The organism is Lacibacter sp., from assembly GCF_035299325.1.
Classification (GTDB): Bacteria; Bacteroidota; Bacteroidia; order Chitinophagales; family Chitinophagaceae; genus Lacibacter.
The window spans coordinates 1-12,345 of the sequence record NZ_DATGWT010000013.1 but is presented as its reverse complement, the minus strand read 5'-3'; the positions used below and the strand labels follow the sequence as shown (position 1 = coordinate 12,345).

The following is a 12,345-nucleotide window of genomic DNA, read 5'->3' as shown; positions in this document are numbered from 1 at the left end:
CGTTGATCTGAAATTTATCCGACACATTCCATTCTTAAAAGCGGTACTCATTTATACGCTTGCTGCTTTTGGTGGTCCGCAGGGTCATATCGGAATGTTGATGAAAATTTTTGTAAAGAAGCGAAGAGATCTTACGGAGCATGAGTTAACAGAAATTATTTCTTTTTGTCAACTGTTGCCAGGTGCCAGTTCAACTCAAACTATTACGCTAATTGGCTATAAGCGTGGCGGTTTGCCATTAGCATTAGTTACTTTATTTGTATGGGTGTTTCCTGCCTGTTTCATAATGGGCGCTCTATCGTTTTTCGTTCACTATCTCGATAAGAAAGCACTGCATACAGATATATTTAAATTTCTGCAGCCTATGGCTGTTGGCTTTCTGATCTATGCCACATGGAATACGTACAAGTCTGCAGTGAACAGTACAATCACCCGTGCGATAATGATTCTTGCAGCTATTGCTGTTTATGCATTTTTTAAAACACCTTGGGTTTTTCCGATTATTCTTGTTGGGGCAGGTATTGTTACGAATTTTAATAAAAAGCGTATTCCTCAGAAAGAGATTCCCAGACGGAAAATTAAATGGTCGAATATATGGTTGTTTGCTTTTGTGTTTATTGTAGCAGGATTTTTAAGTGAAACTGCTCGTAAACAGGAGTGGGAGAACAGGCGTGCGTTCAATCTTTTTGAAAACTTTTATCGTTTCGGAAGCCTGGTTTTTGGTGGCGGACAAGTGTTGGTGCCAATGATGTATGAGCAGTTTGTAATCCGTGAAAAAACACAGTACATGACAGGTGAAGAGTTGCTTACAGGTGCTGGATTTGTACAGGGAATTCCGGGTCCTGTTTTTTCGATGGCCTCATACACAGGAGGTATGGCAATGCGTGATCTCGGAGCCGAACAACAAGTGGCCGGCAGTGTCATTGGAGCAGTTGCAATCTTTCTTCCCAGCTTATTGCTGGTACTGTTCTTTTATCCAATCTGGAACAACTTAAAAAAATATGCGGTGGTTTATCGATCGCTTGAAGGAATTAATGCAGCAACAGTTGGGTTAATGGCGGCTTCTGCTTTTTATGTGGCAAGAGATATTTCTATACTTGATATGAATGCGATCAGTTATCTGAACCTCATCGTTATTTTTTCTACAACTATACTTCTCTCCACTACAAAAATTCCTCCACCTATAATAGCGGTGGTGTGTTTGTTACTGGGATGGATTTTTTAGTTTGTAATACCCGGCCGATTCTATTTCATCACATACCACATCCGGAACTAGAAAGCGGATTGATTTTCCTTTTGAAATTAACTCACGGATATGTGTAGCCGAAATTTCCAGTAGTGGTGCAGTAAGCGAATGAAGTTCTTTAATTTGATGCGGAACGATCGGAAAGCCAGGTCTTGTGTAAACATAGATCGGATAGTTTTCCATGATCTGTTCAGCATTTTTCCATTTATCCAGGTTTTGAAGACTGTCACTACCCATGATTACTGAAAAAGAATGTTGAGGATATTTTTCGTGCAGGTAGGCAAGTGTTGCGATGGTGTAAGAAGGTTTTGGTAACCGAAACTCAATATCAATTGCTTTTAAGGATGCACTTTTTTGTATGGCAAGATTTACGAGGTGCAGCCGATCGTATTCATTCAAAAGTTGCTTTTGCTGCTTAAACGGATTTTGAGGAGAAACAACAAACCAAACCTGTGCGAGGTCTGTTTCATTTAAAATGTGCTGGGCTATTATAAGATGCCCGCTATGGATGGGGTTAAAGGAACCAAAATAAAGTCCAACCTTCATTAATTAATTGAATTACAATTAGTTAGATGTTTTAACCAATATGCTTTGTGCCTCTTCAATTCGAAGACTAAGCTGATAGCCGGCTACTTTTATACTGATGGGGTCACCTAAAGGAGCCTGCATTTCTACTGTTACTTCCTCACCCGGAACACAACCCATTTCCATCAGCTTCAAAAATATCTCATCGTTTTCAAAGGAGTGAATGATTGCTTTTTGTCCAGGTTCTAATTCCGATAATCTTTTCATACGCAGTTGCAAAAGTATCGCTTCCTGAAGTGAAACTTTCCCGAATTTTGGAATTATGCAGGCAGCACGTGTTAATTTTTTTTACCAGGATGTAAAGTTTTCTTTTTCCAACCGAACAGAACTAAAAGGTTTTCTTAAGAAGCTCTTTCTTAAAGAGGGTTATAAATTAAGTGAGTTGAATATCATCTTCTGCACGGACGAAGCTTTGCTTCAGATCAACAGGAATTTTCTGCAACACGACTTCTATACAGACATTATTACTTTTCCTCTTAGTACAGCCTCTCAACCAATACAGGCTGAACTGTACATCAGTATCGATAGGGTTCGGGACAATGCCAGGCAAGTCGCCACTTCGTTTAAAGACGAACTGCACCGGGTGATTTTTCATGGATGTCTTCACCTGGCAGGATACGGTGATAAGTCTTCACAACAAATTAAGAAGATGCGTGAACGGGAAGACCACTATCTGCGTTTATATGCTAAACAACTTGGATGATCCGACTCCTTCTTTCTCTTTTTATTCTATGCATGGTAAGCATATCCTTTGGACAAGGCGTAATTGTGCTTCAGGACAAACCCTTCGTATACAAGCCTGCTCGTGATGCTGATGTTTGGAACAAATTGGTTTCAATTCAGGGCTTTGCTGGTTTGTCAGAAATAGAACAGGATTTTTTCTATTGGACTAATTTGATGCGAAAGAATCCCGGGCAGTTTGCTGAAACTGTGCTGCAAGAGTTTTTGAAACAATTTCCCGAGGCCAATTCGCCTGATGCAAGATCACTTATCACTGATTTGAAGAGAACACAAACAAATCTTCCATTTCTTGATCCTGACCACGGGCTGTTTGTGATGGCCTCAACTCATGCTGCAGACCTGAAAGGAAGAAATGGGATTATCTCTCACCAATCATCAACAGGAAAAGATTTTGTGCAAAGAATAAAAGAGGCCGGAAAATATCGCTGCGGGGCTGAAAATGTATTTGTTGGCACACCGGAAGCTTTAGATGCCTTAATACTTCTTCTCATTGATAAGGGTGTAAAAGATAAGGGCCACCGCAAAAATCTCCTTGATCCCGGTTTTACCTTAATGGGCGTCTCCTTTAAGGAAATCAACAACAAAAAGACTGTTCTGGTCCAAGACTTCGGGTGCAAATAAGTTTCACGAAACACGGTTTCACCATGAAACTGTGTTTCGTGAAACAGTAACTTTGCTCAAAATAAAATCTCATATGGCCCGGAAGAGATGGACAGCCCAAACAGAAGTTACCCCCTCGCTTTTAAAGTTCAGAGAAAAGAGAAAATGGCAGATTGCACTCAGAAGATATCTACTGGAGAGAAACCCTTGTGTGTCTTATGCTCCCTACTTTGGCTTAGACATTGAAAGCTTTCGGAAATGGATTGAAATGCAGTTTACAGAAGATCTCTCTTGGGAAAGCTTTGGACAAAACTGGCAGTTTGATCACATTATTCCTGTAACCTATTTTGATTTTGCAGACGATGATGAATTAACACTGTGCTGGAACTTCACCAATATTCGGGTAGAAACAATACAAAACAATAAGGATAGGGGTAACAGGGTTGATGTTTTGATGGCAAAGGATTACTTCGGCAACTTATACAAAGAAACGGGCTACGAAGTTTGCCAGGAGCTATTGAGAAAAATCGAACGCATTGAAATAGCCGAAATGATCCCGACTACAAATCAAAAGGCGTTTATACTTCAGCATAAAGACTACCTGAAACACATTGAAGGGTTTACTTCTTATGAATTTGAACTGCTGAACTCCGGACGGGATATCGAAGAAGTAAAAAAAGAAGCCGAGCTGATCAAAAAGCTTGGACGATAATCAGAAACCAGATGGAAAACAATTTGGTTAACTTTGCGCCCTATGTTTCCTGAATACGATGTGATAGTTGTTGGTGCCGGCCATGCCGGTTGTGAAGCGGCCGCCTCTGCTGCGAATATGGGCAGTAAGGTGTTGTTGGTTACAATGAACATGCAGACCATTGCTCAAATGAGCTGTAATCCTGCTATGGGCGGAATTGCCAAAGGCCAGATCGTACGGGAAATAGATGCATTAGGTGGGTATAGTGGTATAGTTAGTGATAAGAGCATGATCCAGTTCAGGATGCTCAACCGGTCAAAAGGACCGGCTATGTGGAGCCCAAGAACACAAAACGACCGGATGCTCTTTGCCACAACCTGGAGGGAAATGCTGGAGCAAACGCCTAATGTTGATTTCTACCAGGATATGGTGCGCCAACTGTTGGTGAAGGATGGCCGTTGCTACGGAGTTATAACGGGGTTGGGCCATGAGATCAAAGCAAAATCAGTGGTGGTCACCAGTGGTACTTTTCTGAACGGTGTTATTCATATTGGTGAGAAGCAATTAGGTGGCGGACGTATTTCAGAGAAAGCAGCAACAGGGATTACTGAGCAATTGGTTGAGCTTGGATTTGAAAGCGATCGCCTCAAAACTGGCACACCTCCACGAATTGATGGACGCAGTCTCGATTATTCCAAAATGGAAGAACAGAAGGGCGACGAAGAGATCACTGGTTTTTCCTACATGGATGTTCCCGTCATTAAGCCCGAGCAACAACGAAGCTGTTTTATTACATATACAAGCCAGGAAGTACATGATGTTTTAAAGACTGGTTTCGACCGCAGCCCAATGTACCAAGGTCGCATCCAGGGAACTGGTCCACGCTATTGCCCAAGCATAGAAGACAAGATCAATCGATTTGCCGAACGTGATCGTCACCAACTATTTGTTGAGCCGGAAGGCTGGAACACAGTAGAGATTTATGTAAACGGCTTTTCAACTTCATTACCGGAACAAGTACAATACGAAGCTCTTCGTAGAGTGGTGGGTTTTGAGAATGTGCGCATGTTCCGCCCCGGTTATGCCATTGAATACGATTTCTTCCCACCAACTCAGTTAACTTATTCGCTCGAAACGAAACAAATACAAAACCTGTTCTTTGCCGGACAGATCAACGGAACCACCGGTTACGAAGAAGCAGCTTGTCAAGGGTTAATGGCAGGCATAAATGCACATTTAAAAGCAACAGAACAGGATCCGTTTATTTTAAAAAGAAGCGATGCCTATATCGGCGTGTTGATTGATGACCTCATCAGCAAAGGCACCGATGAACCGTACCGCATGTTTACCAGTCGTGCAGAATACAGAACACTGCTGCGCCAGGATAATGCTGATCTGCGATTAACCGAACTCAGTTACAAAATGGGATTAGCAACGCAGGAACGTATGGATAAAACCCGCAGCAAACTGGATGCGGTGGAACGCATCAAATCATCGCTGGCAGATGTTTCACTTACGCCTGATGAAATCAATGAGTTCCTTGTTGCAAACAACAGCGCACCTCTCACACAAAAACAAAAAGCGTTACAACTGTTGCTTCGTCCCGGTATTCAATTGAGCAAACTGATTGCTGCATCACCCACCTTGCAACAACTAACGGGAACGCCTACCGCAGAAGTAATGGAGCAGGCAGAAATACAGGTGAAGTATGATGTGTACATCGAAAAAGAAAAAGAACTGGTACAACGCATGAGCCAATTGGAAGACCTCGAAATTCCAAACAGTTTTGATTATAACAAGATCTCTTCTTTAAGTACAGAAGCATTGCAGAAATTTAAAAAGATCAAGCCACGCACGCTAGGCCAGGCATCACGTATTTCAGGGGTAAACCCAAGTGATGTGCAAATACTCATGGTGTATATGGGGCGTTAACCTGACGAATTTTTCACATACAATCAATTTGGTAAAATTGTGACAAGGATTAACAATTGTTAACTCCATTCAATAGTTTATTTCACTCTCTGTCATTAATCACTACGACACGATTCGTTTTTAAACAACATTTGTGAAACCGAATCATCATGTTGCATGCAACGACTGCATGTACATTAACATGCTTGTAAAAGTTACCATTGATTCGGGTGTCTATAACACTTGAATAATGAACAGAGTTACATTAAGCCTTATCATCCTTTTCTTTGCAGCAATTGTATCTGCACAAACATCCGTACGTGGAAAAATAACAACCACCATTCTTAACCAGGATAAGAAACCGGTAGAGAATGCAACAGCTGAATTATTGCGGAGTAAAGATTCTTCATTGGTAAAAACAGCATTGTCTGATAAAGCCGGACTTGTAGAATTTGAACGCATCCCCTTAGGTTCTTATATTATTCGAACCAGTCTTGTAAATCACGAGAAACAATTTTCATCAGTCATTACAATTTCCGAAAATCAAACAACAGCATCAGCAGCAGATGTTGTACTTCAACCTTCAGCCACACAATTAAAAACAATTGAAGTAACAGGAAGGAAACCATTTATTCAACGCCTTGGTGACCGTATTGTGGTAAACGTTGAAAACAGTGTGGTGAATGCAGGAAGTTCTGCCTTTGATGTACTGGAACGTTCACCAGGAATATTAATTGATGCAAATGATAACCTCAGCATGCGTGGCCGCAGCGGTGTCATCATCATGATCGATGGAAAACCAACACCCATGAGTGGTGCCGATCTGGTGAACTACTTACGCAGTCTTCCATCAAATGCTATTGAACGCATTGATCTCATCACCAATCCATCATCAAAATATGATGCGGCAGGTAATGCAGGCATCATTGATATCCGCATGAAAAAAGATCAACGCTTTGGTACCAATGGCAGCATTACGGCAGGTTACGGACAAGGTGTTTATCCCAAAGCAAACGGTGGTATCAATTTCAATCACCGCAATAAGAACATGAATTTGTTCGGTGGTTATAATTATGCCTACCGGATGAATTTAAACAACCTGTTACTCGATCGTAATTTCTATACCAGCTCCGGCGAATTCACCGGAAAAGATGAAAAGAATAACTACACCAAAATTCCTTTAGACCTGCACACCTTGCGTATTGGTGCCGATTTCTTTCCTTCGAAAAAAACAGTGATCGGGTTTGTGGTAAACAGCAACATGAATTTTATCAGACCAAATAATAATAACAGTTCTGTTGTGAGTGATGCATCCAAACAACCCATGTTCACCTTCCGCACACAAACACGCAGCCAGAATGAAAACAAAAATGCGGTTGCAAATGTGAACATCAAACACACATTCGACAGTACAGGAAAAGAATTGACGGCTGATATTGACATGGGTTATTTCGGATCAGATAATGATTCACGTGTGGCAACACAATATTATAAACTGGACGGAACTGCATTGCAACCTGATTATATATTAGATGGATTCCAGAAAGGGAACTTACGTCTTGCAACAGCAAAGGCAGATTATGTGCAGCCTATGAAAAACAAAAGCCGTTTTGAAGCAGGCTTTAAAACAAGTTTGGTGCATGCCGATAATGATGCACGCTTCTACGACATGAGCAGCGGTTCACCAATTGATGATGAAAACAAAACCAATCATTTTTATTACGACGAAAACATCAACGCAGCCTATACCAATTTCAAAAAAGAATACAAGAAGTTTGACTTCCACATTGGCTTACGTGCAGAGAATACCAATGTAAAAACAAAACAGGTAAAAGGAAATACTACCTGGGATTCATCTTATACACAACTCTTCCCAAGTGCTTTCTTTAATTATAAGTTGAAAGAAGATCAAACATTGGGCGTATCAGTTAGTCGTCGTATCGACAGACCAAATTATTCTCAACTGAATCCATTCTTATTCCTGATTGATGTAACAACTTATTCAACCGGTAACCCGGCTCTGTTACCACAATTCACCTGGAGTTATGAGTTGAACTATACCGTGAAGAATATCAACTTCACACTTGGTTACAGCCGCACAAAGAATAACCAGAATATTGTGATCACACGTTTTAAAGATGCGTTCCCCAATATTCCGAGTGATGACAACATTACCGTGCAGATACCGGTGAACCTTGCCTCATCTGATTACTATGGCTTAACTGTTGCTGCACCTGTACGCATCAACAAATGGTGGAACATGATGAACAACGCCAACGTGTTTTACAATCATTTTAATGGAACACTTGCGGGTACAACATTGGATAACGGTAAAGCAGTGGTGAACCTCAGCAGCAATCACACGTTCACGTTTGGAAAGGGCTGGACGAGTGAATTGTTTGGTAACTATAATTCAGGTGGACAATATGGTTTCATGGCCATGCGTCCGCAATGGGGTGTGGGAGCGGGTGTACAAAAAAGTTTATGGAAAGGAAAAGGCCAGGTGCGTTTCAACATCACCGATATTTTCTGGACCAATTTACCAAGAGCAACAATTACATATAACAATTATATCGAGATATGGAGAGCATACCGTGAAACAAGAGTAGCCAACCTCAGCTTCACGTATCGCTTTGGCAGTAATAAAGTAGCACAGGCAAGAAGAAGAACAACGGCATCAGAAGAAGAGCGGCAACGTGCACAATAGAAGACCGCTGATGATGTGAAGGGGATGATGCGAATGATGAAATCAGTGAACATCAGTTTTATCTGTTCGATCTGTGAATCTATTAACCAAGTACATTTTTTCTCATGTTGATAACGGGCTGGTATTCTTATCGGCCCTCTTTTTTTTCTTCACGAAAAAAATGAATAGGCAATAATCAACAGGCAATTGGCAAAGCGTGAAGCCTTGACATGCTATGTATTTTTGCCCGTTGCCCATTGGCAATTGCCAATTGCTCTTCCTGTATTTCTTTGGAATTTGGTTTTTGTGTCTTGGATTTTCTTGTATGCCTTTCTTGTGCCTTGTGCCTTGTCCCTTTCTACCTTAATTCTTTCTTCCTTGCAATCTGCAATAACTGTAAGTGAGGTTGTAAATGCACCAGGCTGTCTTTCTGTAAAAACTGGCGGAGATGTTTGTGGAAATGACTGTAATCGTAGTAACCATACACACCATAATGAAATGTTTGCGGACGGCTCACGATATGGCTCACAGCTTTGCGTATACGCAACACCTGTAAGGCCTGCTTGCTGCTCACACCCGTACCCGATTCAAAATAACGTTGCAACGTGCGTGTGGAAATGCTGTAATGTGCAGCAAGATCTTCAATGGTAGTATTGAAATTATTATTGATCACTGCTTTCTGCAGGATCTCTGTAACAATATTGATGGGTTGTAAAGAACCACGGTATTGTTCAACAGTATCTTCGTAATGATTGGTAAGCAGCTGCACACGTTTTTCAAAAGAGCCTGCATGCTTAATATTATTGATGAGCTGTTGATCCATGAGATAACTCAATGGAAACATGGTGCCGCTGTACTCCGAAAAATTCACCTTCTTCTCAAAGATCACCGGGCTCACTTTAAACTTAATACCAAACACAGAATTTCCCGGACGGTGAAACGCTTCAATATTATTGAGCCTCGGCAAAAAACCATCACCTCTCATTTGCTGACGGTTCTGTTCGATCTGCATATCGTAAGGCGATCCTAAATTAATGAGATACGAATAACCAAGATTGGGAAACAATACATCACTGAAACCATCCGGATATTTTTGCCAGAGATGATCAAACTTTGTTTGCCAGAAGAATTCAATAAACAGAGACAAAGGTCCCGTTACATGATGTCGGTGATAGTTAGTTTCGAAGTGATCGCTATGAACAAATTCAATGTGTTGCACGGGAGCAAATTATAAAACAACAACAGCAACCACAATCTTTTCATGATGAATGGCTTCCGCTTATCAACTATTTATATTAACGCTTTATTAGCAAACCATAAAGCAACAAACCAAGCGTTAGTAACACGTGCAACAACAGCCATCCTTTTTGCCAGCTCTTTCTGTTAGTCCACTTAACAGCTGGGTTAAACGGATCGAAGATCAATGCAATACCCAAATTGGAAGCTGCTGAAACAAGATCCTTACTCACCAACAGAAAGTAAAGACTTAATAAAACAAATGCTGCATAAGCCCAGCGGTTAACGGTTGTGCTGATGTCTTTTGGAGTTGTTTTCTCTGATGTCATAACAAATGTTTACCAATGAGTGTAGCAATTCAGTTACTTGTTACAACTCCTGTGTTAACAAAATATGATCACTCACTCTGTTAAACGCTGAATCATGAACACTGAAATTGTTTTTGCATACAGGTTTTTTGTTTTGTTGAATCAATATCATTCACAGTTCTCTGAAACTAAAACAACTAAACAGCCTGTTGCCCGCAGGTAATTATTGCTCACAGATTACACAGATGAACACAGATTTTTATTCAGCAAACTGAACGGAGATACTATGTAATGATTATCTAAAATCTATCCGTGCAAATCTGTGTAATCTGTGAGCCATACTAATTCATTCGTGTAATTCGTGGCGCTTGATTCTTCCATTCGTGTAAACAAAAAAGCCACCGGATATTCTCCAGTGGCTCGTGTAATTATCAGCAGTATAAAAATTAATGCTTGAGTTTTTGCTGTGGCAGGTGCACAGGTTTTAAACGAATGATACGTAACGCATGCATCACACGCATAATCACAAAGGTGAGATCAAACTCATACCACTTGCGTGCAAAGTTTGCATTGTCTTTATCCTTGTGGTGATTGTTCTGAAACAGTTCACCCATCAGCAACACACCCCATGGCGTGGTGTTCTTACTGTGGTCTTCAATTTTATAATTGCGGTAACCCATCTTATGACCAAACCAGTTTACAATAGCACCTTGTATTGGTCCCATCAAAAAATGAATAGGCAATAACAGGAACCACCAGAAGCTTGGTGCAAAAAAGAAATAGAAGGCAACATACCCTGCAATAAAAAACCCACGGGTAATATTGTTATGACCAAACTTATCCAGCTTATCCCAAACAGGTAAGTACTCACGGGTAAATTCAGGATCGGGAACATTCTTGCCCGTAACAAAACCGCTGAAGATGCGTGCCGTGTGCACCATCATTTGCCAGATATCTTTAAAGAAGTGTGGTGAGTGCGGATCTTTCTCTGTATCGCTGTAAGCATGGTGCATACGATGCATCACTGCATACGCACGTGGCACCAAAAAAGAAGAACCCTGTACAAACCATGTTAAGAAGTAAAATGTTTTTTCCCAGCCCGGCTTTGCCGTGTACATCTGGTGGGAAGCATAACGATGAAGAAAGAATGAGTGAAAGAACAAACTTAAAAACCAATGCAATGTAAAAAACAAGAGAATCGCTGTCATGAGAAACGTAAATAGAATAAATGAAATAAGGTTGCAAAGAAAGCACATAAAAAGCACAACACATGAACTGTAGAAAAACAAGACCAAGATTTTACTGAATGAATGAACAGTTAGCCGTAGAAACAAACAACCGTGTGTAAAACAATCACTTAAATTATCGTTTCGTTTGCCAATTACAATCAGTAACTTTCTGTTAAGAACCCCACCCCGTTGATTGCTTGCTCTTAGTTTGGCCCCCTTGATTGCTGCCAACTTCTATTTTTTTACTCAAAACCTTCCACACATGAAATGAGCCATAAAAATTATCGTTGACCTCCTTTGCCATTCAGCGGGGAGATTTTTATACCAAAGACGATGATAATTTTTGGCGAATAACATGTGGCTAAAAAACAATTAAAAAATAAACACATGAAACATGTTTTACTGGTAACCGGTATTGTTGGTTTAATTCTGGCCTGTAACAACGAAACCGAAAAACCTGCCGATGCTGCAGCAACCACCCCAACAGCAGCAACGCCAACCGATTTGCCTTACACCGCCTCTTACTCGAGCGAATGGGATACCAATGTATCTGATGCCGATGTTAAGACCGTACTCACCAGTTATAAAGACTGGGCCGATGGAAACATGGACGGACTGATGGCGGCCATTGCCGACTCCATCTGGGTAGATCGTTGGGATGGCCACAGTGCCAACTATGCCAAAGCCGATCTGCAGAAAATGTGGGCCCTTTCCAGAGACAGCCTCAGCTCTGTGCAAATTGAAATGGAAGCCTGGCATAAAATGCGCAGCGTAAAACAGAAAGACAGCATCATTGTAGTGTGGTATAAACAGATCGATACATATAAAGATGGTAAGATCGATTCGGCACGTTGGCACGATATTAATATGGTAAAAGGAGGAAAGCTTGTGTGGTACAGCCAATACAGGCGCCAGTTGAAATAATACAGCAGAGCCACTTACCTCATAAAGCCCTTGATCGAAAACACAGAGCATCAGCCAATAGGGTTGGTGCTTTTTTGTTGATTGGTTTTACGCAGAGGCGCAGATGGATGAACCTGAACACAGATAGAAGAAGCTGATGCGGCGTTCTCAGGTATGCCATACTTACAACAGCCTGCAGCTATTCATCA

General features: G+C 41.1%; 12 protein-coding genes. 7 read left to right on the top strand and 5 right to left on the bottom strand.

Features of this window, described 5'->3' with window-relative positions:
* The first annotated feature begins 7 nt into the window (after positions 1 to 7).
* A complete protein-coding gene (chrA, locus tag VK159_RS08115) occupies positions 8 to 1,225 on the top strand; it encodes a chromate efflux transporter (RefSeq protein ID WP_324229789.1) in 1,218 nt (405 codons plus the stop codon).
* Here chrA and nadD read toward each other — a convergent pair.
* Together nadD and VK159_RS08105 are read right to left on the bottom strand one after the other, a co-directional pair.
* Positions 1,205 to 1,792 (bottom strand): nicotinate (nicotinamide) nucleotide adenylyltransferase, encoded by a 588-nt coding sequence (gene nadD, locus VK159_RS08110; protein ID WP_324229625.1) that lies wholly within the window; start codon positions 1,790 to 1,792, stop codon positions 1,205 to 1,207. The genes chrA and nadD overlap by 21 nt on opposite strands.
* Positions 1,793 to 1,810: 18 nt before the next feature.
* Positions 1,811 to 2,038 carry a FeoA family protein gene (locus VK159_RS08105; RefSeq protein ID WP_324229624.1) on the bottom strand — a complete coding sequence of 76 codons (228 nt, stop codon included), beginning with the start codon at positions 2,036 to 2,038 and terminating at the stop codon, positions 1,811 to 1,813.
* A 55-nt stretch (positions 2,039 to 2,093) separates the two neighbouring features.
* On the opposite strand from VK159_RS08105, the gene ybeY reads away from it, so the two are divergent.
* The 5 genes from ybeY to VK159_RS08080 all read left to right on the top strand — a co-directional run bounded on the left by ybeY (position 2,094) and on the right by VK159_RS08080 (position 8,481).
* Complete coding sequence (gene ybeY / locus VK159_RS08100) at positions 2,094 to 2,534, top strand: rRNA maturation RNase YbeY (protein WP_324229623.1); 441 nt, start codon at positions 2,094 to 2,096, stop codon at positions 2,532 to 2,534.
* On the top strand, positions 2,531 to 3,193 hold the full coding sequence (locus VK159_RS08095; RefSeq protein WP_324229622.1) for a CAP domain-containing protein: 663 nt from the start codon (positions 2,531 to 2,533) through the stop codon (positions 3,191 to 3,193). Before ybeY ends, VK159_RS08095 begins: the two co-directional genes overlap by 4 nt.
* A gap of 73 nt (positions 3,194 to 3,266) precedes the next feature.
* On the top strand, positions 3,267 to 3,884 hold the full coding sequence (locus VK159_RS08090; RefSeq protein ID WP_324229621.1) for a hypothetical protein: 618 nt from the start codon (positions 3,267 to 3,269) through the stop codon (positions 3,882 to 3,884).
* 42 nt (positions 3,885 to 3,926) lie between these two features.
* Positions 3,927 to 5,795, top strand: a complete 1,869-nt coding sequence (mnmG, locus tag VK159_RS08085) for a tRNA uridine-5-carboxymethylaminomethyl(34) synthesis enzyme MnmG (protein WP_324229620.1) — start codon at positions 3,927 to 3,929, stop codon at positions 5,793 to 5,795.
* Positions 5,796 to 6,024: 229 nt separating this feature from the next.
* Positions 6,025 to 8,481 (top strand): outer membrane beta-barrel family protein, encoded by a 2,457-nt coding sequence (locus VK159_RS08080; protein WP_324229619.1) that lies wholly within the window; start codon positions 6,025 to 6,027, stop codon positions 8,479 to 8,481.
* 337 nt (positions 8,482 to 8,818) lie between these two features.
* Here the strand turns inward: VK159_RS08080 and VK159_RS08075 are convergent, their stop codons facing one another.
* The 3 genes from VK159_RS08075 to VK159_RS08065 form a co-directional block, all read right to left on the bottom strand.
* A complete protein-coding gene (locus VK159_RS08075) occupies positions 8,819 to 9,679 on the bottom strand; it encodes a hypothetical protein (protein ID WP_182803042.1) in 861 nt (286 codons plus the stop codon).
* A gap of 76 nt (positions 9,680 to 9,755) precedes the next feature.
* Positions 9,756 to 10,025, bottom strand: coding sequence for a hypothetical protein (locus VK159_RS08070; protein ID WP_324229618.1), 270 nt, complete (start codon positions 10,023 to 10,025; stop codon positions 9,756 to 9,758).
* Between the two features lie 425 nt (positions 10,026 to 10,450).
* Positions 10,451 to 11,212 (bottom strand): fatty acid desaturase, encoded by a 762-nt coding sequence (locus VK159_RS08065; RefSeq protein ID WP_182803045.1) that lies wholly within the window; start codon positions 11,210 to 11,212, stop codon positions 10,451 to 10,453.
* 408 nt (positions 11,213 to 11,620) lie between these two features.
* On the opposite strand from VK159_RS08065, the gene VK159_RS08060 reads away from it, so the two are divergent.
* Positions 11,621 to 12,157 carry a hypothetical protein gene (locus VK159_RS08060; protein ID WP_324229617.1) on the top strand — a complete coding sequence of 179 codons (537 nt, stop codon included), beginning with the start codon at positions 11,621 to 11,623 and terminating at the stop codon, positions 12,155 to 12,157.
* Positions 12,158 to 12,345 lie beyond the last annotated feature (188 nt).